The organism is Polaromonas sp. YR568 (genome assembly GCF_943369415.1).
GTDB lineage: Bacteria > Pseudomonadota > Gammaproteobacteria > Burkholderiales > Burkholderiaceae_C > Polaromonas.
In genome coordinates this window covers 1-26298 of sequence record NZ_CALRNF020000020.1, presented here as the reverse complement: position 1 = coordinate 26298, position 26298 = coordinate 1, and the positions used below count along the sequence as shown (strand labels likewise).

Sequence of the window (26298 nt, the reverse complement as noted above, 5' to 3'; positions counted from 1 at the left end):
TCACTTCGTGTAATGCGCTGCCCCCCGAGGGGGCGCTGCGCCTGCGGCCCGGCAAAGCCGGTTCCGCGGCCCCTGCTTGGGCAGAGCCTCTCGCGAGCACCCCTTATATGACTCAGTTGCGCAGGAAATCATCATGAGTGCCGTAGCTTCCATCAAAGACTTTGCGTCGAGCTTCATGCTCACCGAGCTGTTCAAGGGTATGGCCCTGACCGGCAAGTACATGTTCAGCCGCAAGATCACAGTCCAGTTTCCCGAAGAGAAAACTCCGCTGAGCCCGCGTTTTCGCGGCCTGCACGCGCTGCGCCGCTATGAAAACGGCGAAGAGCGCTGCATCGCCTGCAAGCTCTGCGAAGCGGTGTGTCCGGCGATGGCCATCACCATCGAATCCGACGTGCGTGAAGACGGCAGCCGCCGCACCTCGCGTTACGACATCGACCTGACCAAATGCATCTTCTGCGGTTTCTGCGAAGAAAGCTGCCCGGTCGATTCCATCGTCGAGACCCATATCTTTGAATACCACGGCGAAAAACGCGGTGACCTGTATTTCACCAAAGAGATGCTGCTGGCCGTGGGCGACCGCTATGAGTCCGAAATTGCCGCCAGCCGCGCGGCGGATGCCAAGTACCGCTGAACCCCAGGCCGACGGCTCAAGAAAGAACCCACAAGAACATGGACGCTAAAACAGGTCTTTTTTATGTCTTCGCCGCGGTGCTGCTGTTTGCGGCATTCAAGGTGATTACCGCGCGCAACCCTGTGCATGCGGCGCTCTACCTCGTGCTGGCATTCTTCCAGGCGTCCGCCGTGTGGATCCTGCTCAAGGCCGAGTTCCTGGCCATCACGCTGGTGCTGGTCTACGTGGGCGCCGTGATGGTGCTGTTCCTGTTCGTCGTGATGATGCTGGACATCAACATCGACAGCATGCGCAAAGGCTTCTGGAGGCACTTCCCGCTGGCCGGCTCCGTGGGTGCCATCATCGCGCTGGAAATGTCTTACGTGCTGATGGGCGGCTTTCGTGAGCCTCCCAAGGTCGCGACGGCGGCGGGCCAGATAGGCGCGCAGGTCTCCAACACCAAAGAGCTCGGCAAGCTGCTGTATTCGGAATACCTCTATCCGCTGGAAGTCGCGGCGGTGATCCTGCTGGTGGCCATCATTGCCGCCATCGCGCTGACCCTGCGCGCACGCAAAGACTCCAAATACCAGAACCCTTCAGAGCAGATCCGCGTCAAGCGCGCCGACCGCGTAAGCCTGGTCAAGATGAAATCCGTGATGCCCGCGCCCGTTGTGGCCGCTGCCGCCGCACCCGCCGAGGAAAAGAAACCATGACGCTCACCCTCGGACATTTTCTTTCGCTGGGCGCGATGCTGTTCGCGCTGTCGGTCATCGGCATCTTCCTGAACCGCAAAAACCTCATCGTGCTGCTGATGGCCATCGAGCTCATGCTGCTGGCGGTCAACATGAACTTCGTGGCCTTCTCTTACTACCTGAACGACATGGCCGGCCAGGTTTTTGTGTTCTTCATCCTGACCGTCGCGGCGGCCGAATCGGCCATCGGCCTGGCCATTCTGGTGCTGCTGTTCCGCAACAAGTCCAGCATCAACGTCGACGAACTCAACACGCTCCAGGGCTAAAAACAAGATGAGCCAAACCCTTTCCGCATCGGCCCTGCTGGCCGTTCCGCTGGCGCCACTGGTTGGCGCCCTGGCGGCCGGCATCCTCGGCACCTCCTTCGGCGGCAACTGGATAGGCCGGCGCCTGTCGCACACCCTCACCATCCTCGGCGTGCTGGTGGCCTTCATCATTTCGGCCATGACGCTCAAGAGCGTGGCGGTCGACGGTGCGCGTTTCAACGAAACGCTCTACACCTGGATGAACGTCGGCGGCCTCAAGATGGAAATCGGCTTCCTGGTCGACGGCCTCACGGCCATGATGATGTGCGTGGTGACTTTCGTCTCGCTGATGGTGCACATCTACACCATAGGCTACATGGAGGAGGACGAAGGCTACAACCGCTTCTTCGCCTACATCTCGCTGTTCACCTTCTCCATGCTGATGCTGGTGATGAGCAACAACATGCTGCAGCTGTTCTTCGGCTGGGAAGCCGTGGGCCTGGTGTCCTACCTGCTGATCGGCTTCTGGTTCAACAAGCCCACCGCCATCTTTGCGAACATGAAGGCCTTCCTGGTCAACCGCGTGGGCGACTTCGGCTTCATCCTCGGCATCGGCCTGATCGCCGCCTATGCCGGCACGCTCAACTACGGCGAAGCCTTTGCCAAGGCCGACGAACTCTCCAAGCTGAGCTTCCCGGGCACCGGCTGGATGCTGGTGACCGTGATCTGCATCTGCCTGTTCATCGGCGCCATGGGCAAATCGGCGCAATTCCCGCTGCACGTCTGGCTGCCCGATTCCATGGAAGGCCCGACCCCGATCTCCGCGTTGATCCACGCGGCGACCATGGTGACCGCCGGCATCTTCATGGTGGCGCGCATGTCGCCGCTGTTTGAGCTCAGCGACACCGCACTCAGCTTCATCATGGTGATAGGCGCCATCACGGCGCTGTTCATGGGTTTCCTCGGCATCATCCAGAACGACATCAAGCGCGTGGTGGCGTATTCGACGCTGTCGCAGCTGGGCTACATGACGGTGGCGCTGGGCGCCTCGGCCTATTCCGTCGCGGTGTTCCACCTGATGACGCACGCTTTCTTCAAGGCGCTGCTGTTCCTGGCCGCCGGCTCGGTCATCATCGGCATGCACCACAACCAGGACATCCGCTGGATGGGCGGCGTGCGCAAGTACATGCGCATCACCTGGATCACCTCGCTGCTGGGCACGCTGGCCTTGATCGGCACGCCGCTGTTCGCGGGTTTTTATTCCAAGGACAGCATCATCGAAGCCGTGCATGAAAGCCACCTGGCCGGCTCCGGTTTTGCGTATTTCGCGGTGCTGGCGGGCGTCTTTGTCACGGCCTTCTATTCCTTCCGCCTGTACTTCCTGGTGTTCCACGGCAAGGAACGCTACGACCAGAACCCCGACGCGCACCACCATGCCCATGACGACCACGGCCATCATGACGAACACCACGAACCGCACGAATCCCCCTGGGTCGTGACGGTGCCGCTGATCCTGCTGGCGATCCCGTCCGTGGTCATCGGCTTCCTGACGATCGAACCCATGCTGTATGGTGATTTTTTCAAGGGCGCCATCATGGTGAACCTGGAGAAGCATCCCGTCATGGAAGAGTTGAAGCAGGCATTCCACGGCCCGGCCCAGATGGCCTTGCATGGCCTCACGGCTGCGCCGTTCTGGCTGGCCTTGTCGGGCACCGTGCTGGCCTGGTACATGTACATGGTCAACCCGGCCCTGCCGGCAGCGATCAAGCGCATGTTCATGCCTGTCTTCACGCTGCTCGAGAACAAGTACTACCTCGACTGGTTCAATGAAAACGTGCTGGCCCGGGGCACGCGTGCGCTCGGCACCGCGCTCTGGAAGGGCGGCGACCAGAAGCTGATCGACGGCGCGCTGGTCAACGGCTCCTGGAAGCTGATCGGCTGGATCTCCGGCATGGTGCGGCGGCTGCAGTCCGGCTACATCTATCACTATGCCTTCGGCATGATCATTGGCGTGTTTGTGTTGATGACGTATTTCGTCTGGCTCAATCGCTGATCAGTTCAACAAAATCAAGGAAGAACAAGAATGGGTTTGTTGAGTCTTGCGATCTGGACACCGATTGTTTTCGGTGTGGTTCTGCTGGCGCTGGGGCGTGACGAGCAGGCGCGCAGCGTTCGCTGGATCGCGCTGATAGGCGCGGTCGTCAGTTTCCTGGTGACGCTGCCGCTTTACGACGGCTTCAAGCTGGGCACTTCGGCCATGCAATTCGTCGAGAAGGGCAGCTGGATCCAGCGCTTCAACGTCAATTACCACGTCGGTGTCGACGGCATCTCGCTGTGGTTCGTGCTGCTGACGGCCTTCATCAACGTGGTGGTCATCATTGCCAGCTGGGAAGCCATCACCACGCGCGTGAACCAGTACATGGCCTCCTTCCTGATCCTCAGCGGGCTCATGATCGGCGTGTTCTCGGCGCTGGACGGCATCCTGTTCTACGTGTTCTTCGAAGCCACGCTGATCCCGATGTACCTCATCATCGGCATCTGGGGCGGCCCCAACAAGATCTACGCGGCCTTCAAGTTCTTCCTGTACACCTTGCTCGGCTCCCTGCTGATGCTTGTGGCGCTGATCTTCCTGTACAACAAGTCGGGCGGCAGCTTCGACATCCTGACCTGGCACAAGCTGCCGCTGGGCGGCACGATACAGACGCTGCTGTTCTTCGCCTTCTTCGCGGCCTTTGCCGTCAAGGTGCCGATGTGGCCGGTCCACACCTGGCTGCCCGACGTGCACGTCGAGGCGCCCACCGGCGGCTCCGCCGTGCTGGCGGCCATCATGCTCAAGCTGGGTGCCTACGGCTTCCTGCGTTTCTCCATGCCCATCGCCCCGGACGCCGCGCACGAATGGGCCTGGCTGATGATCGCCCTGTCGCTGATCGCCGTCATCTACGTCGGCCTGGTGGCACTGGTGCAGCAGGACATGAAAAAGCTGGTCGCCTATTCATCGGTGGCGCACATGGGTTTTGTCACGCTGGGTTTCTTCATCTTCAACGACCTCGGCGTGTCCGGCGGCATCGTGCAGATGATTGCCCACGGCTTTGTGTCGGGCGCCATGTTCCTGTGCATTGGCGTGCTGTACGACCGCGTCCACTCGCGCGAGATCGCCAGCTATGGCGGTGTGGTCAACACCATGCCCAAGTTCGCGGCCTTCGCGCTGCTGTTCGCCATGGCCAATTGCGGCCTGCCGGGCACGGCCGGCTTCGTCGGCGAATGGATGGTGATCCTGGGCGCCGTCAAGGCCAACTTCTGGATGGGCGGCGCGGCGGCGACGGCACTGATCTTCGGCGCGGCCTACACCCTGTGGATGTACAAGCGCGTCTACCTCGGCCCCGTGGCCAATGAGGATGTCAAGGCGCTCACCGACATCAACAGCCGCGAGTTCCTGATGCTGGCCCTGCTGGCCGTTGCCGTGCTGTACATGGGCATCTATCCCAAGCCCTTCACGGACGTGATGAACACTTCAGTGGCGGACCTGCTCAAGCACGTTGCAGTCTCCAAGCTGAACTGAAACTACAAAGAATTCAGATGATTGACAAACTCTCCTGGATCGCGGTTTACCCCGAACTCGTCCTCCTGACCATGGCCTGCGTGATCGCGCTGGTGGACCTGGGCGTGAAGACGCCGCAGCGCACGCTCACCTATGTGCTCACCCTGGTGACGCTGGCCGTGGTGGCCGCATTGGAGGCAGCTTACGCCGTGGGCGGGCAGACCTTCTACGGTTTCGGCAACATGATCGTCGTCGACCCCATGGGCAGCTGGCTCAAGTGTTTTGCCTGCATCACCGTGATGATCACGCTGGTCTACGGCCGTCCCTATGCGGCCGACCGCGACATGCTGCGCGGCGGCGAGTTCTTCACGCTGAGCCTGTTCGCGCTGCTGGGCATGTTCGTGATGATCTCGGGCCACAACTTCCTGGTCATCTACATGGGCCTGGAATTGCTGACGCTGTCGAGCTATGCGCTGGTAGCCCTGCGCCGCGACAACGCCACGGCGACTGAAGCCGCCATGAAGTACTTCGTGCTGGGCGCGCTGGCTTCGGGTTTCCTGCTTTACGGCCTGTCGATGCTCTACGGCGCGACCGGCTCCCTGGACCTCAACGAAGTGTTCAACGCGATTGCCAGCCGCCAGGTCAGGCACCAGGTCCTGATTTTCGGCCTGGTCTTCATCGTGGCCGGCCTGGCCTTCAAGTTGGGTGCAGTGCCTTTTCACATGTGGCTGCCCGACGTTTATCAGGGCGCGCCCACGGCGGTCACGCTGCTGATTGGCGGCGCGCCGCAGCTCGCGGCCTTCGCGATCTGCATCCGCCTGCTGGTCGAAGGTTTGCTGCCGCTGGCGATCGACTGGCAGCAGATGCTGGCCTTGATGGCCATAGGCTCGCTGTTGGTCGGCAACCTGGCCGCGGTCGCGCAGTCCAACCTCAAGCGCATGCTGGCGTTCTCCACCATTTCGCAGATGGGCTTCCTGCTGCTCGGCCTGCTGGCCGGCGTGGTCAACGGCAACCAGCTCAACACCGAATCCGCCTACAGCGCGGCGATGTTTTACGCCTTGACCTATGTGCTCACCACCTTGGGCGCTTTCGGCATCATCATGCTGTTGGCGCGTGCCGGGCATGAGTCTGAAGAGATCGTCGACCTGGCCGGCCTCAACCAGCGCAGCCCCTTGTATGCCGGCGTGATGGCCATCAGCATGTTCTCGCTGGCCGGCCTGCCACCGCTGGTGGGTTTTTACGCCAAGCTGTCCGTCCTGCAGGCACTGATTTCATCGCAGCAAACCAGCTACATCGTGCTGGCGGTCTTTGCCGTGATCATGTCGCTGGTGGGTGCCTTCTATTACCTGCGCGTGGTCAAGGTCATGTACTTCGACGCGCCGCTCGCCCACAACGCGCTGCCGGTCTCAGGCCCGACCGACGCCAAGGTGGTGCTGGCGATCAATGGCGCGCTCATCCTGATCCTGGGCATGCTGCCCGGCGGCCTGATGACGCTGTGTTCCCAGTCCATCAGCAGCATCGTCAAGTCCCTGGGCACCTGATCCCTCCATGACGCAAACCGTTTCGGTCTGGCTGGTGGTGTTGCTGGCCCTGCTGGCCGCCAACCTGCCTTTTATCAGCAACCGGTTGTTCGCGGTGTATGCGCTCAAGCAGCCCAAGAATCTTGCGATCCGCGTGGGCGAGATGGTGGTCTGGTACTTCATCGCCGGCGGCCTGGGCCTTTACCTTGAGCAGCGGACCGGCCAGATTGCCCCGCAGGGCTGGGAGTTTTACGCCATCACCGGCGCGCTCTTCATCACCTTCGCGTTTCCCGGTTTTACCTGGCGCTACCTGTTCAAGCACCGCGCATGAAATCCGTACCGGCCGACCCTGAAGCCGGGACACCGGATGATGCGCACCTCGTAGAGACCCGCATCGACTCCACGGAGATCCTGAAAGGGAAGTTTCTTCACGCCATGCGCGACACCGTCGGCCTGCCCGACGGCACCCAGGCGACGCGCGAATACGTCATCCATCCCGGCGCCGTGATGATCGTGGCCCAGTGCGACGACGGCAGCCTGGTGCTGGAGCGTCAATACCGCTACCCGGTGCAAGCCGTCATGGTCGAGTTCCCCGCGGGCAAGCTGGACCCGGGCGAAGACTCGCTGGCTTGCGCTCAGCGCGAACTGCTGGAAGAAACCGGCTACACCGCGCGCGAGTGGGCCCGCGCCGGCGTGCTGCATCCCGTGATCTCCTACTCCACGGAATTCATCGACATCTGGTTCGCGCGCGGGCTGACGCCGGGCCCGCGCAAGCTTGATGCCGGAGAGTTTCTGGACGTTTTCACTGCCACGCCTGCCGAGCTCCTGGCATGGTGCGCGGGCGGCCAGGTGACCGACGCGAAAACCCTGACCGGCGCGCTGTGGCTGCAGAACGTGCTGTCGGGCGCATGGGCATTGGACTGGCAAACTGCCGCTTCGTGAGCACGCGGCGATAATCCGCCCATGAAGGTCCTGAATCTCCAATGTTCGCACCAGCATTCGTTTGAAGGCTGGTTTGCGTCCGAAGACGATTTCCAGAACCAGTTGTCGCGCGGTTTGGTCGAATGCCCGATGTGCGCCGACAAGAGCGTGCAAAAACTCCCAAGCGCGCCGCGGCTCAATCTGGGCGGCCATCAAGGCCCTGATACGCCAGGCAAAGCTTCCCGGTCCTCATCGACGGCCGCTGGCGCCGCAGGTGCTCAGGAAGGTGCAACGCGCAATTTGCCCGCCGTTGCGGGATTGCCCGCCAGCGCCAGCCAGGCGGAGCAGGTCGCGTTTCTCAAGGCCCTGCGCCACGTGGTGGCCAACACCGAAGATGTGGGCAGCCGGTTTGCCGAGGAGGCACGCCGCATGCACTATGGCGAGCAGGAAGCGCGCAGCATACGCGGCCAGACCAGCGTGCGTGAAGCCGTCGAATTGATGGAGGAGGGGATTGACGTGATGCCCTTGCCGCTTTCCGCGGCGATCAAGGAAACGCTGCAGTAAGCCTTGCCGGCTCAGTTGAGCGCGGACTTTTCCCTGCGACGCCGCACCATGCGGCTGGCCGCATAAAGTCCCAGCGGCACGGCGACGAAATGCGGCCAGATGAAGTAGGCCGGCTCGTAGCCCATCCAGCTGAACGGGCTCTCGCCGACGGCGACGGATTCCATCGTGCCGGTCACGACCACATACACAAGCCAGGGCACGATGCTTATCGCCACCGTGGCGGGTGAGGTGTTTTTGAGCAGCCTGAACACGATGTTGCCGGCGGCGATCGCAAGCAAAAACATGGGTAAGTGGCGCACGCCGATCAGTGCGAAAGCGGCCCGCAAAGCTTCGTCGTCATAACTTTGCACGGTCCAGCGCGCAATGGCCGGGGCGTCCAGCAAAGGCCCCAGCAGCGCCGCGAGGGCCGCCACCAGGGCACCGAGAAAGAGCGCGGCCGCAGGCTGCCGCAAAGCGGCCGTCCAATGCCGCCCTTCCAGGCCCGCCGGCGTGCCGCCGACCATCAGGGGTAGAGGCCGCGCAGTTCGCGCGTGTGCAGGATGCGCTTGCAGGCCACGATGAAGGTCGCGGTGCGCAGGCTGACCTTCTGGTCTTGCGCAACATGCCAGACGCCGGCGAAGGCGTCTTTCATGATCTTGACCAGGCGCGCGTTGATTTCTTCCTCGTCCCAGAAGAAGCTGGAGAAATCCTGCACCCATTCAAAGTAGCTGACCGTTACGCCGCCGGCGTTGGCGATCACGTCCGGCAGCACCAGCACGTTGCGGTCGTGCAGGATGTCGTCGGCCGCCGGCGTGGTCGGGCCGTTGGCGCCTTCGATGATCATGCGCGCCTTGATGCGTCCGGCATTGGCTTCGGTGATCTGCTGCTCAAGCGCGGCGGGGATCAGGATGTCGCACTCGACGTCCCAGAATTTGTCGTTGGCGATGACTTCGGCTTCCGCGAAACCGGCCACGCTGCCGTTGGCTTCCACGTGCCTGAGCAGGGCCGGCACGTCCAGGCCGGCTTCGCGGTAAATCGTGCCGCCGTGGTCCTGCACGGCCACCACGCGCGCGCCGGTTTCGGCAAACAGCTTGCCCGCCACGCCACCCACGTTGCCGAAGCCCTGCACCGCGACCCGCGCGGTCGAGATGTCCAGGCCTATGTGCTTGGCCGCCTCCACGCCCACGGTGTAGACGCCGCGTCCGGTGGCTTCACGCCGGCCCAGCGAGCCGCCCAGGTCCACCGGCTTGCCGGTGACGACGCCGGTCGAGGTGGAGCCGGTGTTCATCGAGTAGGTGTCCATCATCCACGCCATGATCTGGTCGTTGGTATTGACGTCGGGGGCGGGGATGTCCTTGTTGGGGCCGATGATGATGCCGATCTCGCTGGTGTAGCGGCGCGTCATGCGCTCGAGCTCGCCGCGCGAGAGCTTCTTGGGGTCCACGCGGATGCCGCCCTTGGCGCCGCCGTAGGGCACGTTGACAGCCGCGTTCTTGACGGACATCCAGGCCGACAGCGCCATCACTTCCGACAGCGTGACGTCCTGGTGAAAACGCACGCCGCCCTTGCCGGGGCCGCGCGAGACGTTGTGCTGCACGCGGTAGCCCTCGAAGTGGGCAACGGTGCCGTCATCCATGTGGATGGGCACATCGACGATCAGCACGCGCTTGGGGCGCTTGAGCGTTTCGGCCCAGCGCGCGAGGCTGCCCAGGTGCGGTATGACGCGGTCAACCTGTTGCAGGTAGTTGCCCCAGGGGCCCAGGTTATCCGCTTGCAGATAAGAGGGAAGGGGGTGTGGGCCGACGGCGCCGGCGGTTACGCTTGCATGAGACATTGAAAAACTCCTTGTGGGAAACACTCAATGCCCGAAGCTTAAGAGCCCGCGCCGGAATAGTCCAAGGCATTGTGCACCAATGATTATGCAAAAAATGCATGGCGTGGATTTTGCCTTGATGGATTGCGCGGGCGGCAAGGCCGCTAATCCGTGTCCCCCGGCGAGCGCCCGCAAGGGGTTAGCGGTGTGACAACACTTCGGCCAGAGTGCTTGCCAGCTCATCGGCCGCGAATTTGGCGATATAGGCATCGGCCCCCACGCTCTTGACGTGGCCTTCATTGGCCGCGCCGGTCAGGGACGAATGGATGACCACCGGCAGGGATTTGAAGCGCGCGTCGCCCTTGATGTTGCGTGTCAGGGTGAAACCGTCCATCTCCGGCATCTCCAGGTCCGTCAGGATCAGTGCCACCTTGTCGCGCACCGTTTTGCCCTCGGCCACGGCCTGGGTGGAAATGGCCTGCAGGCGTTCCCATGCCTCCTTGCCGGTCTTGGTCATGATGTAGGGAACGCCCATGGACGTCAGCCCCTGCTCGATCATGGAGCGGGCGAGGGCGGAGTCATCGGCGGCCAGAACCACCGTGCCCGGGGGCAGGGTCACCTTGGTGTCCGAGACGAGCCCGGTGTCCTGGTTTTCCGCCGGCATGACATCGCGCAATATCTGCTCGACATCGAGAACCTGGGCCAGCCGCGTGTTTTCCGCATCCCCGTCGAGACGGGCAATGCTGGTGACCAGGCCGCCGCCCTGGCCTTCGGCCGAAAGCACTTGCTGCCATTCAAGCCGCACGATTTCACTGACTTCCTCGACGGCGAAAGCCTGTGTGCTGCGCGCGAACTCGGTGACCAGCAGGATGGCCAGGCCGTTGTTGGGTTTGCATCCGACCACCGCCGGCAGGTTGATCACCGGGATGATCTGGCCGCGGACGTTGGCCACGCCCATGACGTGCGGCGAGGCGTTGGCCATGCTCGTGATGGTGGGCATCACCAGGATTTCGCGCACCTTGAAGACATTGATGCCGAACAATTCCCGGTTCCCGGAGTTCGCGGCCTCTCCCAGCCGGAACAGCAGCAGTTCGAACTTGTTGCTCGAGGTGAGGTTGGTCCGTTCGTCGATATCGTGAAGCGCTGGTTTCATGGAGGCCGTCCCTGGTCATGGTGAATATGGATACACGCCGGCAGGACATGCACACCAAATTTAGCCTGAACGGGCCGCGAGCTTGCTTGCATGAGCAGGCCCGAACTCGCGCATATCGGCCGTACGCTGCGGCCTGTTTTGTGCTACCAATCGGTGTTTCGCCGGACCGACCGCGTTGCGCGCGGCGCCTGCGAGGCGGGCCTTGCCGCTCAGGCCTTGAACTGCAGGGCCGCCAGGCGCGCGTAAATACCCGCCTGTGCGACCAGTTCGGCGTGGGTGCCCTGTTCGACCAGCTTGCCGTGCTCCAGCACCAGGATGCGGTCAGCCTGCTGCACGGTGGCCAGCCGGTGCGCGATCACCAGCGTGGTACGGTCCTTCATGGCCGACTCCAGCGCCGCCTGCACCATGCGCTCGCTTTCGGCATCCAGCGCGCTGGTGGCCTCGTCCAGCAGGAGCAGCGGCGCGTTCTTCAGCATCGCCCGCGCGATCGCGATGCGCTGGCGCTGCCCGCCCGACAGCCGCACGCCGCGTTCGCCCAGGAAAGTGTCGTAGCCCTCCGGCAGCGCCGTGATGAATTCATGCGCGAAGGCGGCCTGCGCGGCGGCGCGGGTTTCTTCGTCGCTGGCTTCGGGCTTGCCGTAGCGGATGTTTTCGAGCGCGCTGGTGGAGAAGATCACCGCGTCCTGCGGCACGATGCCGATGCGGTTGCGCAGGTCTTGCAGCGACATGTCGCGCGTCGCCACGCCGTCGAGTTCGATGCGGCCCGAAGCCGGGTCGTAAAAACGCAGCAGCAGCTGGAACACCGTGCTCTTGCCCGCGCCGCTGGGCCCGACGATGGCCACGGTCTCGCCGGGCGCCACGCTCAGGCTGAAGTCGCGCAGGGCGGGCTGCGCCGGCCGCGAGGGGTAGTGAAATGTCACGGCGTCAAACCGCAGGGCGCTGCCAGCTTTGGTGACGCGGGCGGGCACCGGATTGGGCGGCGAGGTCACAGGTGAGCGCGAGGCCAGCAGTTCCATCAACCGCTCGGTCGCCCCCGCCGCGCGCAGCAGGTCACCGTACACCTCGCCCAGCACGGCGGCCGCGCTCGCCAGGATGATCACGTAGACCACGGTCTGGCCCAGGTGACCCGCCGTGATGTCGCCGCGCATCACCGCCTGCGTGCCCTGGTACAGGCCCCACAGCAGCGCCGCGGAGGTGGCGATGATGATGAAGGCCACCAGCACCGAGCGCGCCTTGGTGCGGCGCACGGCGGTGTTGAAGGCATTGGTGGTCGACTGGTCGAAGCGCGCCGATTCGCGCGCCTCGGCGGTGTAGCTTTGCACCACGGGAATCGCATTGAGCACCTCGGCGGCGATCGCGCTGGAGTCGGCCACGCGGTCCTGGCTGGCACGCGAGAGCTTGCGCACGCGCCGGCCGAACCACACCGAAGGCGCGACGATCAGCACCAGCACGCCCAGCACCTGCACCATCAGGTAGGGGTTGGTGTAGACCAGCATGCCCAGCGCGCCTATGCCCATCACGGCATTGCGCAGGCCCATGCTGAGCGACGAACCCACCACCGTCTGCACCAGCGTCGTGTCGCCCGTCAGGCGCGACAGCACCTCGCCGGTCTGCGTGGTCTCGAAAAACTCGGGGCTTTGCCGCACCACGTGGGAATAGACCGCGTTGCGCAGGTCCGCCGTCACCCGCTCGCCCAGCCAGCTCACCATGTAGAAGCGGCCTGCTGAAAACAGCCCCAGCGCCGCCGCCACGCCGAACAGCTCGAAGAAATGCGTGCGCAAGGCCATCAGCTGTTCGCCCTTGTCGGGCGCGCTGAAGCCGCCGTCGATCAGGCCGCGCAAGGCCAGCGGGAACACCAGCGTGGCCACCGCGGCCAGCACCAGGAACACGGCGGCCAGCAGGATGTGGCCGCGGTAAGGCCGAAGAAAGGGCAGCAGGCCGGACAGCGAGCGCGGGGAGCCTTTGGGGCCGAGGGAGGAGGGAAGAGTAGCCATCCGGGGAGTTTAGTCAAAAACAGGTCAATAAACTGTCCAAACAAACACAGCCTTGACATTATTTGTCTAGGCATGTATTATTCGTTCCCATGAATTCCAAATCCATCAGCCCGAAATCGGCAAAAACGCCGGAAACCTCTCTTTGCGGGTTGCCGGCGGAGTTCTATTGCGCGGCTGACTACGACGCCGGGCAAAGCACGGGCTACCTGATGCGCCAGATCCTCAACAGCGTCGCCCAGCAGGTTGCCCGCGAGCTCGAACCCAAGGGCCTGACGAACGCGCAGTGGGTGCCCATGCTCAAGCTTTACCTGGGCAAGGCCTCCACCGTGGCCGAGCTGGCCCGTGTCTGTGACCTCGACGCCGGCTCCATGACCCGTTTGCTGGACCGGCTTGAAGCCAAGGGCTTTTGCCGGCGCATCCGCTCCAGCGACGACAGGCGCGTAGTGAATATCGAGCTGACCCCCGAGGGCCGCGAAGCCGCCAAGGAAATTCCCGCCGTGCTCAGCCGCGTGCAGAACGCCCACCTGGCCGGTTTTTCCGTCGAGGAATGGCAAACCCTCAAAAGCTATCTGCGCCGCATTCTCGAAACCTCGCACATTCTTCAAGCAGCGAATGAACACCATGACAAATAACACCTGTTCCACCTGTGACCTCCCCCGGGCATCCGCAGCCCCCGGCATGACGCCGGACAACGCCGACCGCACCATGCCCGTCTGGAGCGCATCCTTCCGCATGGCCCTGGTGGCCGCCGCCAGCGTGGTGGCCGTGGGCATCATGGCGACCGGCCTGACCGGTTGCGCCGACATGTCGGGCATCGCACCGCAGTCCAGCCTGCGCGACGAGACCTCGCTGGGCCTGAAGGCCGACGCCGCCGCGCCCGTCACGGCGCAGGCGCCGGTAGCCGCCGAATGGTGGCGAGATTTCGGCGACGAACAGCTCAACACCCTGGTTGCGCAGGCCCTGCAAACCAGCCCCTCCCTCAAGCTGGCGCAGGCACGGCTGGCGCGCGCGCAGGCGGTCACTGAAGTGGCCGACGCCGCCACCTTGCCGCAACTGACCGGCCAGGTCGACCTGACCCGCCAGCGCTACACCGCCAATGGCGCGGTGCCGCCGCCGCTGGCCGGCTCCATCCGCGAAAGCGGCACGGCCCAGCTGGCCGCCAGCTGGGAACTGGATTTCTTCGGCAAGAACCGCGCGGCGCTCGACGCCGCACTGGGCAGCGCCAACGCCGCCGAAGCCGACGCCCAGGCCGCCCGCGTGCTGCTGGCCAGCAACGTCGCCCGCACTTACTTTCAGCTGGTGCGCCTCAATGAACAGGCCAACGTGGCGCGCCGCACACTCGCGCAGCGCGAGGAAACCCTCAAGCTGGTGCGGGACCGTGTCAACGCCGGCCTGGACACCCGCCTCGAACTGCGCCAGAGCGAAGGCGGCCTGCCCGAAGCGCGCCTGCAACTGGAAACCCTGCTCGAGCAGATGGCCCTCACGCGCAATGCGCTGGGCGCGCTGATTGGTCAGCCCGACGGCGCCGCCGCCCTGACGCCGCCGGCGCAGGCAAGCATCAAGAACGCCGCCGTGGCCGCCACCCTGCCGGCCGACCTGCTGGGCCGCCGCGCCGACATCGCCGCCGCGCGCTGGCGTGTCGAGGCCTCGTCCAAGGACGTGGCCAATGCCAAGACCCAGTTCTATCCCAACATCAACCTCGTCGCCTTCGCCGGTTTTTCCAGCATAGGCCTGGGCAGCCTGCTCGACTCGGGCAGCCGCCAATGGGGCGTGGGCCCGGCGCTGCGCCTGCCGATCTTTGACGCGGGCCGGCTGCGCGCCAACCTGCGCGGCAAAACCGCCGACCTCGACGCCGCCGTCGAAAGCTATAACGCCGCCGTGATCGACGCGGTGCGCGACGTGGCCGACCAGGTCGCCTCCTCGCAAGCCATCGTGCGCCAGCAGACCGAGCAGCGCGCCGCGCAGGACGCCGCCGAAAGCGCTTACGACATCGCCGTGCAGCGTTACAAGGCCGGCCTGGGCAACTACCTCAATGTGCTGACAGCGGAGACCAGCGTGCTGGCCCAGCGCCGGCTCGCGGTGGATTTGTCGGCCCGTGCGCTGGACACGCAAGTGGCGCTGATCCGCGCACTGGGCGGCGGCTATACCCCCGGCCAGGCCGTGCCTGCGGGCCGCCAGGCCAGCGTTGCCGCCTTCTGAACAAGCCACAGACGATCAATACATACAGACATCAACAGATAACCAGCAGACCCAAACATCATGAGCACTCCTGAATCTTCCAATTCCGCAGCTTCCCCAACGTCCACGCCCGCCGCCGCACCGGCACAGGCGCCCGCGGGAAATCCGAAACGCAAAAAGGCGCTGACCGCGCTGGCCGCCGTCGTCGTCGTCGCCGGCCTGGGCTGGGCCGCTTACGAATACCTGGTGGCCAGCCACTATGAATCCACCGATAACGCCTACGTGCAGGGCAATGTGATCCAGATCACGCCGCAAATCGGCGGCACCGTCATGGCCATCATGGCCGACGACACCGACTTCGTGAAAGCCGGCCAGGCGCTGGTGCAACTGGACCCGGCCGACGCCAAGGTCGCGCTCGACCAGGCCGAAGCCGCGCTGGCCCAGGCCGTGCGCCAGGTGCGCACGCTCTACGCCAACAACGGCACGCTGTCGGCGCAGATCGCCCTGCGTGACGCCGACGTCGTCAAGGCGCAAAGCGACATCGCCCGCGCCAGCGACGACCTGAACCGCCGCCAGTCGCTCACCGGCAACGGTGCCGTGTCCGGCGAAGAACTCAACCATGCCCGCACGCAGCTGGACACCGCCAAGAGCGCGCTGGCCGCGGCGCAGGCCGGTGTGGTCGCCGCGCGCGAGCAACTCTCCAGCAACCAGGCCCTGACCGAAGGCACCAGCGTCGAGCAACACCCCAGCGTGCAGGTGGCCGCCGCCAAGGTACGCGAAGCCTACCTGGCCACGCAGCGCGCGGCCCTCCTTGCGCCGGTCGACGGCTACGTTGCCAAACGCACGGTGCAGCTCGGCCAGCGTGTGGCCGCCGGCACGCCCATGATGTCCATCATCCCGCTCAAACAGGTCTGGGTCGATGCCAACTTCAAGGAAGTGCAGCTGCGCAACATCCGCATAGGCCAGCCCGTCACGCTGGTGGCCGACCTCTACGGCAAGAAGATTGAATACAAGGGCACGGTCGCCGGCCTGGGCGTCGGCACCGGCGCGGCCTTCTCGCTGCTGCCCGCGCAGAACGCCACCGGCAACTGGATCAAGGTGGTGCAGCGCGTGCCCGTGCGCATCGCGCTGGACGCCAAGCAACTGGCCGAGAACCCGCTGCGCGTGGGCCTGTCCATGGACGCCGAAGTCGACGTGAGCAAGAAGGACGGCAAGACCCTGGCCGACGCGCCGCGCGATGCCGCCCTGGCGCACACGCAGACCTACGGCGCGCAGGACGATGCCGCCGACAAGGACGTGCAGCGCGTCATTGCCGCCAACAGCGGCAAGGCTGTCGTGAAGTCGGCCAAGGCCGCGACCTCGAACAATGCGGCCAAGGCGGCCATCCCGCCGGGCAGCGCCGTGTCCCCCGCCAAGGCCGGCGCCGATGCGCAGACCCTCGCGTTCAGCCACACGCTGTCGCTGGCCGGCAAGCGCACGGCGCCTTAAGCCGCATACCCAGCACGCGTCACCGTAGCGGCCTTTTTTCACATCGGTTCCCGCCGCGGTTTCCACCCGCCCCCTATTCGCAAGGCTTTCATGGCTTCCGCACCTGCTACTGCTTACATCCCGCCGCCGCCCCTGACGGGCTCGGCGCGCCTCTGGGGCACGCTGGCCCTGTCGGCCGCGACCTTCATGAACGTGCTCGACACGTCCATCGCCAACGTCTCGCTGCCGGCCATCGCCGGCGACCTCGGCGTCAGCCCCAACCAGGGCACCTGGGTCATCACCAGCTTCGGCGTGGCCAACGCGATCGCCGTGCCGCTCACCGGCTGGCTGTCGCAGCGCTTCGGCCAGGTGCGCCTGTTCACGGCCAGCATCATGCTGTTCGTGCTCACCTCGTGGCTGTGCGGCCTGGCGCCCAACATGACCACGCTGATCTTTTTGCGCGTGCTGCAGGGCCTGGTCGCCGGGCCCATGATTCCGCTGTCGCAGGCGCTCCTGCTGTCGAGCTACCCGAAGGCGCTCGCGGGGCTGGCCATGGCGCTGTGGTCCATGACGACGCTGGTCGCGCCCGTGATGGGGCCGCTGCTGGGTGGCTGGATCACCGACAACATCTCCTGGCCCTGGATTTTCTACATCAATATTCCCGTCGGCTTCGGCGCGGCCTTCATCACCTGGAGCATCTTCCGAAAGCGTGAAAGCCCCACCAAAAAGCTGCCCATCGATTCCGTGGGGCTGGCGCTGCTGGTGGTCTGGATCGGCTCGCTGCAGATCATGCTCGACAAGGGCCAGGAACTCGACTGGTTCCATTCCGGCGAGGTCATCGCGCTGGGTATCGTCGCGCTGGTCGGCCTGATCGCCTTCGTGATCTGGGAGCTGACCGAAGAGCATCCGGTGGTGGATTTGACGCTGTTCAAGCGGCGCAACTTCTGGGCCGGCGCGCTGGCGCTGTCGGTGGGCTACGGCCTCTTCTTCGGCAACGTGGTGCTGCTGCCGCTGTGGCTGCAGCAGTACATGGGTTACACCGCCACCCAGGCCGGCATGGTGCTGGCGCCGGTGGGGCTGTTCGCGCTGCTGCTGTCGCCCGTCGTCGGCAAGAACATCGCCAAGGTCGATCCGCGCCGCTTCGCCGCCTTCGCCTTCGCCGTGTTCGCGCTGGTGCTGTGGATGCGTTCGAACTTCAACACCCAGGCCGACTTCAAGACCATCATGATCCCCACCATCATCCAGGGTGTGGCCATGGCCTTCTTCTTCATCCCGCTGGTCACCATCACGCTGTCGGGCATCTCGCCCGAGAAGATTCCGGCGGCGTCGGGCCTGTCAAATTTTGTGCGCATCACGGCCGGCTCCTTCGGCACCTCGATCGCCACCACCATCTGGCAGGACCGCGCCGCCATGCACCACGCGCAGATCAGCGAGTACGTGAACCAGGGCAGCGTCGCCACCAACAGCGCCCTCACAGGCCTGGCCGCCGCGGGCCTCACACCCGACCAGGCCCTGGGCACCATCAACCGCCTGGCCGACCAGCAGGCCTACATGCTCGCGGCCAATGATGTGTTCTATGTGTCGGCGCTGATCTTCCTGCTGCTGATCCCGCTGGTCTTCCTGACAAAGCCCACGCATGCCGGGGCGGGCAGTGCGGATGCGGCTGCCGGGGCGCATTGACCGAGCTGGCCATGAGCGACAACACCGTCACCCTGATCAACGTGTTCACCGTCGCGCCTGAACGGCAGCAGCAGTTGATCGATTTGCTCACCCGCGCAACCGAAGGGTCGGTGCGCAATGCACCCGGGTTCATCTCGGCAAAGCTGCACCGCAGCCTGGACGGCACCAAGGTCACCATGTATGCGCAATGGCGCAGTGAAGAGGACTACCAGGCCATGCGCAAAGACCCGGCGCCGCTGCCCTATCTGAAGCAGGCGCTGGAGATCGCGACCTTCGAGCCGGGCATGTACGAAGTCTTGCAGTCATTTCTTCCTCCGGGCAGCGGCGCCTGACACCGGCCTCAAGCGGACCGGCCTGTCATTCAGATGACATACGTCGATGAACCCGTCAGTGTCCGCGTCTACCAAGCCGACCATAGTCATCATGCTCGGCGTCGCCGGATACCCACTCCCGCTCTCACCCCTACAGGCCCCTGAAAGCCTCGGCTGCGAGACACTCGGCGAAGCGGGGGGGCCAGGCCGGCTGGTTATGCGCGGGGGCAAAGGAGGGCAAAGTGTCTCGCGGGGGCTGCATAAGGGCCAATAACCCGGCCACAGGCTTGCGGCAAGACTGGTGGCTCGGGCAAACTGGCTGCATGCGTCTCACATCCAAAACTCAATGCATCACCGGCGCCGGCGTATCGCGTCAGCCCGCAAAGGAGCTCACATGGACACATCGTTTCTCGCTTTCCTTGCAATCTCGGCAGTCGTGATCGCGACACCAGGACCGGACACCGCGCTGACAATCCGAAACACCATGGCCGGTGGGAGGCCCGCCGGCCTGACAACCGCGCTTGGTGTTTCCGTGGGCCAGCTCGTCTGGGCCGTAGCCACCAGTCTCGGCCTCGTCGCCATCCTCCTGGCATCCGAGCCCATCTTTCACGCGCTTCGCCTCATCGGCGCCGCGTACCTGATCTTCCTGGGGGTGCAGTCCCTGCGGTCGGCTTTCACAGGCGCGTCCGCTTCAAGCGCCGGGCAGCGCGGTCATCCCGCCCATGCCCTGTCTCCCGGCAAAGCCTTCATCCAAGGGGTCGTCAACGACCTGGCAAACCCAAAGATGGCAGTCTTCTTCGCTGGTGTTTTGCCGCAGTTCGCTTCGCAAGGCCAAGGCATGCTTTCGCACCTCATCCTGCTGGGCCTGGTTTTCTCATTGCTCACCTTTGTGTGGCTCGCTCTTTACGCGTCGGCCATCGCATCGGCGGGCACACTTCTGCGCAGTCCGCGGGTGAGGCGCTCAATCGACGGAATCGCCGGCCTGGCACTCGTGGGCATGGGCGTTCGTGTCGCGACCAGCGAGCGGTAAAACGAGTGCGGGCCAACCCTTGCATCGAGAGCACCTGCGCCGGCAAGCCGGGTCAGGCCTCTCATGCCAAACCTTAAAACTCTCTTCCGCCTATGTCAGCATCTACCCCACCCGTCGCTCGAATGTTCAGCTTCATCGGCGGCAGCGCAGGCCCATGGCTCATTGATCAGATGCACGGTGTCGTCGGGGAGTCGATGGTCATTCCCTCGCGGCTGTCCATCGTTCCCGGCCCCGTGCTTCAACTGCCGCATGGCGCTGCCTGGTTTCTTCGCGGGATTACGAGCAACGAGCGCTACGTCGTGCGCGAGGAGAAGGACGCACTGGTCAGCAGGCAGGAAGGGCTGGGCCGGGGCGCTTCAACGCGTGCGGCGCTTATCCCGATTCGCAAGAATGCTGCCTGGTGGGCACTCACCCAGGACGAGCGCCGCGAAGTTTTCGAAGCGCAATCGCATCACATCGCAATGGGGTTGAAGTACCTCCCTGCCGTTGCGAGGCGGTTGCACCACTGCCGGGACCTTGGCCCGGACGAGCCTTTCGACTTTTTGACCTGGTTCGAATACGCGCCTTCAGACTCGTCGGCATTCGAAGAGCTTGTGGAGGCGCTTCGAGCCTCACCAGAATGGAAATACGTTGACCGTGAAGTCGATATACGCCTCACCCACGCGGAGGCCTAAGCCTTCGGCCAAGCGAACCGGCCTTGCGCAGGCCGCTTTGGCAGTTCACAAAAATCCGACGCTTCAAGGACGGCTTGTTGCAGTTTCAAGGAGCGGGTGTATTCATTGGCTTCCCGACTTTCCGCGGCTGATGTCATGGCGGTGGCGAACGCCCAGGAACCGGCTCGCTGGAGTCCTGACTACCGTGATGTCTGACAGTTCAGGCGGCGCGACGTATCGATGCAGTTCCCGGAGCATTGACCGCAGGCGCCAGGCGGCCTAGGCACGAGGACGGGCGGGCGCCTCCACCGGCACCAGAATCGCATTGGCGGTTGCCACCAGCATCAGCTCACCGCTTTCCTGCTCGGCAAACAGCTCCGCACTCGCAAACACCTGCTTGCGCCCGGCCTTCACCACGCGGCCGCGCGCCACAAAGCTGCGGCCCACGGCGGGGGCCAGACAGTTCACCGAAAAGTGCGAAGCCAGCACGCGGCCGGCCACGGTGGCGGCCGCATAGCCACAGGCCGTGTCCAGCATCGCGCCTGTGAGTCCCGCGTGCAGGTAGCCGGCGTACTGGCCCATATCCTCTTCACGCCAGGCCATGCGTATTTCGGCTTCGCCGGCCGCGGCCTGCACGACTTCAAAGCCGGCCCAGCGGTTGAAAGACGCCGTCTGGTTCACGGCCTGCAGGGTGTGAAGGAAAGTGGGGTCCGTCATGGATTGCAATATAGGACGGGCAGGCGCGGAAAGCTGTAGCGTGCGTGACAAGTCGGCAGGACCCTGCGCCGGCGTTCAAACCTCAATAAGCCTGCGCATCGATCGCGCGCCTGACCTTCTGCAGCGCATCGCGCAGCGTGTCCAGGTCGACAGACCCCAGCGCCAGGCGCAGGGCGTGCGGCACCTGGGCGGAGGTCGCGAAAGGCTCGGCCGTCGACACCGCGATCTGTTCGCGCATCAGCGCCGTGGCCAACTGGTCGGCGCGCAGTTCCTCCGGCAAGGGAAGCCAGACGAAGTACGACGCCGGGTGGCGAACGCAAGGCATGCGGGCGAACACCTCGCCGGCAATCGCCTGCCGGGCTTTGGCGTCGCGGCGCTTCTCTTTTTCGAGGCGGGTGACCGTGCCGTCGGCCAGCCAGCCGCAGGCGAGCGCCGTCATCACGCCGGGCGTGTTCCAGGTGGTGGCCCGGATGGCCCGTTCGAGTTGGGCCACCCATTCGGCTGGCGCGGCGACAAAGCCCACGCGCAGCCCGGTCGCCACACTCTTGGACAGCCCCGAGACGTAGACCGTTATCTCAGGCGCCAGCGCGGCCAGCGGGGCGGGCGCATCCTCGGCCAGAAACGCGTAGGCCGCATCCTCGATGATGAGCAAACCATGCCGGCGCGCAATGGCTACCAATTGCCGTCGGCGGCTCAGGGGCATCACCCAGCCGAGCGGGTTGTGCAGTGTCGGCATTACATAGATGGCGCGCACACGCCGGCGCTTGCACAGGCGCTCAAGCGCGTCCAGGTCGGGGCCGTTTCCGGCGGCCGGAATCGGCGCCAGCTCCAGGCGGTGCGCTTCGGCCAGCACCTTGAAGCCCGGGTAGCTCAACGCATCGACCGCCACCACGTCACCGGGCTGCAGCAGCGCCATGACGGTGGTGGCCAATCCCTGCTGCGCGCCGTTCACGATCAGCACCTGCTCCGCATTCACTGTCAAACCGCGGGCCGCGAGATGGCGGGCCATGATTGCCCGCTCATGCTGGCGCCCGCCGTGCGGCTGGTAGCGCAACAGGGCTTCCAGGTCGCCGGATGCGGCAAGCTGGCGCAAGCCGTCGCGCAGCAACTCGGCCTGGCCCGGCAGCGAGGGGTAGTTGAAATTCAGGTCCACCATGCCCGACGCCGCGGCATGCTGGTCTATGCCCAGGTGGCGGGGCAGGGTGCTTTCCCTGACAAAGGTGCCGCGCCCGGTTTCGCCGCTGACCAGCCCCATCGCCTGCAGCTCCGCATAGACGCGGCTTGCGGTCACCAGGGCCAGGCCTTCGCGCGCCGCGAGCTTTCGGTGCGTGGGCAGGCGTGTGCCCGGCGGCAAGCGTCCCTCGCGGATGTCAAAGGCGAGGGTGTCGACGAGTTGTTTGTAGCGGGCTTGGGCCATGCCGCATTGTATGCATGACAATAATTTGATTGTATTGGGCAGGGTGTTTACGATGGGAAACTCCCAACCACCTGATACGAAACCCGACGCCATGCACATCGCCATCCTGACCTTTGAAGGCTTTAACGAACTCGACTCGCTGATCGCACTCGGCATCCTGAATCGCGTGAAGAAACCGGGCTGGCGGGTATCGATTGCGAGCAATGCCGCGCGTATCCGTTCCATGAACGGTGTGGTGCTTGAAGCGCAGGCATCGCTTGCCGATGCGGCCGCCGCCGATGCGGTCATCGTCGGCAGCGGCATGCGCACGCGCGAGGTGGTGGCCGATGCGGCCTTGATGGCGCAGCTGCAGTTCGACTCCTCGCGGCAGTTGCTGGGCGCTCAATGCTCCGGCACGCTCATATTGGCAAAGCTCGGGATGCTGGACGGCGTCCCCGCATGCACCGACCTCACGACCAAACCCTGGGTCGAGGAAGCCGGCATCGCCGTGCTGAACCAGCCCTTTGTGGCCAGAGGCAATGTCGCCACCGCGGGCGGCTGCCTGGCGTCGCAGTACCTCGCCATCTGGCTCATCGCGCGCCTGGTGGGTGTCGACGAGGCACGCAGCGCGATGCACTACGTCGCGCCCGTCGGCGAAAAGGACGACTACGTTGATCGCGCGATGCGCAACGTCACGCCTTTCATGCAGGCGCCGCTGGCCATGGCATGAGCCGGTTCGCCGGTAGTCGAAAAACAGATAAGCACATCCAGACTTCTTCCTTCCCGTTTGCCGCGAGGCTTTTTATAGTTCGCTTCCCTCCACAGGAAGCGTCCCATGAAGCTTTATCACCTCGCCCTTGCGCTGGCCGCCCTGACAGGCGCCGGCGCGCCGGCCGTTTCGGCAGCGGCCGATGCCTATCCCTCCAAGCCTGTGCAAATTGTCGTGTCGGCCGCACCGGGCGGCAGCCCGGACATCCTGGCACGCATCGTCGGCCAGGCCTTGAGCCAGCGCCTGGGCCAGCCCGTCAGCATCGACAACAAACCGGGCGGGGCGGGCAATATCGCGGCCAACTATGTGGCGCGCTCCGCGCCTGACGGCTACACGATTTTTGTCGCGGCCGACGGCCTGTCGATCAACCAGACCTTGTTCACCAACCTGCCGTTCGACGCGCGCACCAGCTTCGCGCCCATCGTGCATGCGATCTCTTCGCCGCAGGTGTTCGCCGTGCATGCCGGTGTGCCGGCCCGCAGCGTGCAGGAGTTCCTCAAGCTCGCGAAAGCCGAGCCGGAGAAATACGCGCTGGCCTCGCCCGCCATCGGCACCACCGGCCAGCTCGGCGTGTTGCTGTTGCAAAGCCAGGCCAACATCAGGGTCAAGCCGGTGGTTTACCGCAGCGCGCAGCCGGCACTCACCGACGTGCTGGGCAAGCATGCCGACGGCATCATTGTCACCATCGCGCCGGCGCTGCCTTTCATCAAGGACGGCAAGCTGCGCGCGCTGGGCGTGTCCACCGCCACCCGTTCCGCCGCGCTGCCCGACGTGCCGACCTTTGCCGAGCAGGGCCTGCCCAACTTCCAGTTCGACTCCTGGCAAGGATTTGTCGCGCCGGCCGGCACGCCGCAACCGGTCATTGACCGCCTGAACCGCGAGATCAATGCCGTGCTCAAGGACCCCGAGGTCAGGGCCAAGCTGCTGGCGCAGGCCTTCGACCCGGTGGGCGGCACGCCAGAAGCTTTCAGCAAGCTGATCGTCGATTCGATAGGCGGCTGGGAAAAAGTGATTCGCGCCAATGACATCCGTGTTGATTGAAGAAAGAAGTCCGTCATGACCATCACACCTTTCTCCAAACCGCTGGACCAGCTCTGGTACACACGCTGCCCGGTGCCGACCGCCTCGGGCATCGCGATTCACCACGGCTGGATCCATGAGGAATTCGCCAAAGACGGCATCGCGGTGTCGTCGCTGCGCGCCTCTGCCGACCGCAGCGTGCGCGAATCGCATTTCGACCACCGCCAGGCCAACTCCTTCCGCCAGGGCGGCAACGCGCCGCCCATCTGGTCGCGCTCGCAGGGGCAGGACGTGGTGGTGCTCGGGTTGACCTGGCTGCCGCAGTACCAGTCCATCCTCGCGCTGCCTGGCTCGGGCATCAAGGCGCTGGGCGACCTCAAAGGCAAACGCCTGGCGCTGCCGCGGCGCGTCAATGAAAAGATCGATTTCTGGCGCGCCTCGGCCTTGCAGGGTTATCTGCAGGCGCTGGCGCTTGAGGGGCTCACCGAGCGCGACGTCACGCTGGTCGACCTGCCCGTTGAAGAGCCTTACATCGGCGAGGTGTCGCAGTCCGGCTCGGGGCCGCTGTTTGACGCGCACCAGTTCGCCAGGTCGGCGCGGGCCGAAACCTTTGCGCTGATACGCGGCGAAGTCGATGCGATCTACCACTACGGCGCGGCCGGGCCGGCGCTGCAGAGCTACCTGGGCGCGCACGTGGTGCTGGACATCAACCACCATGCCGACCAGAAGGTTGCCATCAACAACGGCACACCCAATGTGCTGACGGTCAGCGGCGAGCTGCTGCGCAAGCAACCCGCCATCGTGGCCCGTTACCTGGCGCAGGTGCTGCGCGCGGCGCGCTGGGCCAGGGCGCACCGGCAAGAGACTGCGGCGATCGTGGCCCGCGAGGTGTCGGTGGCGGAAGAGTGGGTGCCCGAGGCGTTTGACGAGTCGCTGTACGAGAACCTGGAGCCCAGCCTGCGGCCCGATCTGGTCAGCGCGCTGGAAAGCCGCAAGGACTTCCTGTTGCGCCACGGCTTTATCCAGAAAGACTTTTCCGTGGCCGACTGGAGTGACCCCGGCCCGCTGGCCGAAGCGCACAAGCTGCTGCGGCAGTTGGAGCCCGAGCAGGCCAGGGCCGCCTGAGCGTCTGATCGGCAGTTGCTCAGCGGCTCACCAGGGCGGTGTAAGCCGCGCGTGTCTCGGGCGACACCGAGGCGATCAACTGCTCATGTGAGGTCTTGTGCCGTACCAGCATGCGCGCCGAGGCCACGGCCTTTGACTTGCAGAACCAGTGGCAACTGTGCTGCATCAGGAACAGCTCGGCCGATAGGGTGAAGGCCTTGTCCTTGGGCGTGCGCTGGGCGGCGTTTTCCGCCGCGCGCAGAATGCCTTGCGCGTGGATGGCCAGGGCCTTGCGCATGTCGAAGGTGATGCCGGGGAAAAACTTGGTGGCGAAGGGAATGGCAATCGGCAGCTTGCTCACGCGCGCGTCCACTTCATCGACCTTGGAAAAGCCCGCGACAAAGCGGGTGAACTGCTCGCACAGCTTCAGTTCGCTGCCGGCCAGCTGGTTCCAGACCTGGTCACGGCGTTCAGGCTCCTTCTCGCCAAGGGCGCGCAGATAGCCGTCGGTCAGGGTCTCCATCAGCTTTTCAATCTGGAACTGGCCGAGGTGGCTGCCCAGCAGGGCAATGCGCCGGCGTTCCTCCGACAGTTTGAGGATGTAGACGGCTATGGCGACGCAGGTCACCAGGGTGAATAATTCCATTGAGGGTGTTGTTGGGGATTAGGGGTTGGGGTGAGGTATCAGTGTAGTCATTCCTTTGCCGGGTCTTGCTCTCTCTTGCCCTTTGCATGGGCTTGCTGGCCGGGAGTGGCCCGGCGGCCAGTAACTTTCTTTTGCTTCGCCAAAAGAAAGTCACCAAAGAAAAGGCGACCCTGGTTGCTGCGTCCCCTGCGCTTCGCTCCGGGGCAACCTGTGGTGCTCGGTCCAGACGGGGTCAAAA

At 64.6% G+C, this 26298-nt stretch carries 26 protein-coding genes; 19 read left to right on the top strand and 7 right to left on the bottom strand.

Annotated elements, in window-relative coordinates:
• Nucleotides 1-133 precede the first annotated feature (133 nt).
• The 9 genes from nuoI to ACLV74_RS13810 are packed head-to-tail and all read left to right on the top strand — an operon-like array spanning nt 134 to nt 8150.
• Entirely contained in the window at nt 134-631 is a 498-nt protein-coding gene (gene nuoI / locus ACLV74_RS13850; RefSeq protein WP_411879973.1) for an NADH-quinone oxidoreductase subunit NuoI, read from the top strand.
• 38 nt (nt 632-669) lie between these two features.
• Nucleotides 670-1323, top strand: a complete 654-nt coding sequence (locus ACLV74_RS13845; protein WP_411879972.1) for an NADH-quinone oxidoreductase subunit J — start codon at nt 670-672, stop codon at nt 1321-1323.
• Entirely contained in the window at nt 1320-1628 is a 309-nt protein-coding gene (nuoK, locus tag ACLV74_RS13840; protein ID WP_007864437.1) for an NADH-quinone oxidoreductase subunit NuoK, read from the top strand. Before ACLV74_RS13845 ends, nuoK begins: the two co-directional genes overlap by 4 nt.
• Nucleotides 1629-1635: 7 nt before the next feature.
• Nucleotides 1636-3660 carry an NADH-quinone oxidoreductase subunit L gene (gene nuoL, locus ACLV74_RS13835; RefSeq protein WP_411879971.1) on the top strand — a complete coding sequence of 675 codons (2025 nt, stop codon included), beginning with the start codon at nt 1636-1638 and terminating at the stop codon, nt 3658-3660.
• 30 nt (nt 3661-3690) lie between these two features.
• Nucleotides 3691-5166: an NADH-quinone oxidoreductase subunit M gene (locus tag ACLV74_RS13830; protein ID WP_411879970.1), complete on the top strand. Its 1476-nt coding sequence runs from the start codon at nt 3691-3693 to the stop codon at nt 5164-5166.
• Nucleotides 5167-5183: 17 nt separating this feature from the next.
• Nucleotides 5184-6686 (top strand): NADH-quinone oxidoreductase subunit NuoN, encoded by a 1503-nt coding sequence (gene nuoN, locus ACLV74_RS13825; RefSeq protein WP_411879969.1) that lies wholly within the window; start codon nt 5184-5186, stop codon nt 6684-6686.
• A 7-nt stretch (nt 6687-6693) separates the two neighbouring features.
• On the top strand, nt 6694-6996 hold the full coding sequence (locus tag ACLV74_RS13820; protein ID WP_411879968.1) for a DUF2818 family protein: 303 nt from the start codon (nt 6694-6696) through the stop codon (nt 6994-6996).
• Complete coding sequence (locus tag ACLV74_RS13815; RefSeq protein WP_411879967.1) at nt 6993-7607, top strand: NUDIX domain-containing protein; 615 nt, start codon at nt 6993-6995, stop codon at nt 7605-7607. The genes ACLV74_RS13820 and ACLV74_RS13815 overlap by 4 nt, the downstream gene beginning before the upstream one ends.
• Before the next feature lie 21 nt (nt 7608-7628).
• Nucleotides 7629-8150 carry a DUF1178 family protein gene (locus ACLV74_RS13810; protein ID WP_411879966.1) on the top strand — a complete coding sequence of 174 codons (522 nt, stop codon included), beginning with the start codon at nt 7629-7631 and terminating at the stop codon, nt 8148-8150.
• Between the two features lie 11 nt (nt 8151-8161).
• Here ACLV74_RS13810 and ACLV74_RS13805 read toward each other — a convergent pair whose 3' ends face one another.
• The 4 genes from ACLV74_RS13805 to ACLV74_RS13790 form a co-directional block, all read right to left on the bottom strand.
• Nucleotides 8162-8653, bottom strand: coding sequence for a hypothetical protein (locus ACLV74_RS13805; protein ID WP_411879965.1), 492 nt, complete (start codon nt 8651-8653; stop codon nt 8162-8164).
• Nucleotides 8653-9963 carry a Glu/Leu/Phe/Val family dehydrogenase gene (locus ACLV74_RS13800; RefSeq protein ID WP_411879964.1) on the bottom strand — a complete coding sequence of 437 codons (1311 nt, stop codon included), beginning with the start codon at nt 9961-9963 and terminating at the stop codon, nt 8653-8655. Before ACLV74_RS13800 ends, ACLV74_RS13805 begins: the two co-directional genes overlap by 1 nt.
• A 178-nt stretch (nt 9964-10141) precedes the next feature.
• On the bottom strand, nt 10142-11095 hold the full coding sequence (locus ACLV74_RS13795; protein ID WP_411879963.1) for a chemotaxis protein: 954 nt from the start codon (nt 11093-11095) through the stop codon (nt 10142-10144).
• Between the two features lie 209 nt (nt 11096-11304).
• On the bottom strand, nt 11305-13089 hold the full coding sequence (locus ACLV74_RS13790) for an ABC transporter transmembrane domain-containing protein (protein WP_411879962.1): 1785 nt from the start codon (nt 13087-13089) through the stop codon (nt 11305-11307).
• A gap of 89 nt (nt 13090-13178) precedes the next feature.
• Between ACLV74_RS13790 and ACLV74_RS13785 the strand changes: the two genes are divergently transcribed.
• The 7 genes from ACLV74_RS13785 (at nt 13179) to ACLV74_RS13755 (ending at nt 20429) form a co-directional block, all read left to right on the top strand.
• Entirely contained in the window at nt 13179-13721 is a 543-nt protein-coding gene (locus ACLV74_RS13785; protein ID WP_411879961.1) for a MarR family winged helix-turn-helix transcriptional regulator, read from the top strand.
• A gap of 100 nt (nt 13722-13821) precedes the next feature.
• On the top strand, nt 13822-15288 hold the full coding sequence (locus tag ACLV74_RS13780) for an efflux transporter outer membrane subunit (protein WP_411880038.1): 1467 nt from the start codon (nt 13822-13824) through the stop codon (nt 15286-15288).
• A gap of 60 nt (nt 15289-15348) precedes the next feature.
• On the top strand, nt 15349-16755 hold the full coding sequence (locus ACLV74_RS13775; RefSeq protein ID WP_411879960.1) for an HlyD family efflux transporter periplasmic adaptor subunit: 1407 nt from the start codon (nt 15349-15351) through the stop codon (nt 16753-16755).
• Nucleotides 16756-16845: 90 nt separating this feature from the next.
• Nucleotides 16846-18414, top strand: coding sequence for a DHA2 family efflux MFS transporter permease subunit (locus ACLV74_RS13770; protein WP_411879959.1), 1569 nt, complete (start codon nt 16846-16848; stop codon nt 18412-18414).
• A gap of 11 nt (nt 18415-18425) precedes the next feature.
• On the top strand, nt 18426-18746 hold the full coding sequence (locus ACLV74_RS13765) for an antibiotic biosynthesis monooxygenase family protein (RefSeq protein WP_411879958.1): 321 nt from the start codon (nt 18426-18428) through the stop codon (nt 18744-18746).
• A gap of 373 nt (nt 18747-19119) precedes the next feature.
• The gene (locus ACLV74_RS13760; protein ID WP_411879957.1) at nt 19120-19755 is read left to right on the top strand and encodes a LysE family translocator; all 636 of its coding nucleotides are present in this window, start codon (nt 19120-19122) and stop codon (nt 19753-19755) included.
• A gap of 122 nt (nt 19756-19877) precedes the next feature.
• Nucleotides 19878-20429 carry a chlorite dismutase family protein gene (locus ACLV74_RS13755; RefSeq protein WP_411879956.1) on the top strand — a complete coding sequence of 184 codons (552 nt, stop codon included), beginning with the start codon at nt 19878-19880 and terminating at the stop codon, nt 20427-20429.
• A 258-nt stretch (nt 20430-20687) separates the two neighbouring features.
• Here the strand turns inward: ACLV74_RS13755 and ACLV74_RS13750 are convergent, their stop codons facing one another.
• Together ACLV74_RS13750 and ACLV74_RS13745 are read right to left on the bottom strand one after the other, a co-directional pair.
• Nucleotides 20688-21125 (bottom strand): PaaI family thioesterase, encoded by a 438-nt coding sequence (locus tag ACLV74_RS13750; protein ID WP_411879955.1) that lies wholly within the window; start codon nt 21123-21125, stop codon nt 20688-20690.
• A gap of 82 nt (nt 21126-21207) precedes the next feature.
• The gene (locus tag ACLV74_RS13745; protein WP_411879954.1) at nt 21208-22542 is read right to left on the bottom strand and encodes a PLP-dependent aminotransferase family protein; all 1335 of its coding nucleotides are present in this window, start codon (nt 22540-22542) and stop codon (nt 21208-21210) included.
• A gap of 91 nt (nt 22543-22633) precedes the next feature.
• Here ACLV74_RS13745 and ACLV74_RS13740 point away from each other — a divergent pair, with 91 nt between their 5' ends.
• The 3 genes from ACLV74_RS13740 (at nt 22634) to ACLV74_RS13730 (ending at nt 25435) form a co-directional block, all read left to right on the top strand.
• Entirely contained in the window at nt 22634-23251 is a 618-nt protein-coding gene (locus tag ACLV74_RS13740) for a DJ-1/PfpI family protein (RefSeq protein WP_411880037.1), read from the top strand.
• A gap of 105 nt (nt 23252-23356) precedes the next feature.
• Nucleotides 23357-24331, top strand: coding sequence for a Bug family tripartite tricarboxylate transporter substrate binding protein (locus ACLV74_RS13735; RefSeq protein ID WP_411879953.1), 975 nt, complete (start codon nt 23357-23359; stop codon nt 24329-24331).
• 15 nt (nt 24332-24346) lie between these two features.
• Nucleotides 24347-25435 (top strand): ABC transporter substrate-binding protein, encoded by a 1089-nt coding sequence (locus ACLV74_RS13730; RefSeq protein ID WP_411879952.1) that lies wholly within the window; start codon nt 24347-24349, stop codon nt 25433-25435.
• A 19-nt stretch (nt 25436-25454) separates the two neighbouring features.
• On the opposite strand, the gene ACLV74_RS13725 is transcribed toward ACLV74_RS13730, so the two are convergent.
• Nucleotides 25455-26060: a hypothetical protein gene (locus tag ACLV74_RS13725; RefSeq protein ID WP_411879951.1), complete on the bottom strand. Its 606-nt coding sequence runs from the start codon at nt 26058-26060 to the stop codon at nt 25455-25457.
• Nucleotides 26061-26298: the final 238 nt, after the last annotated feature.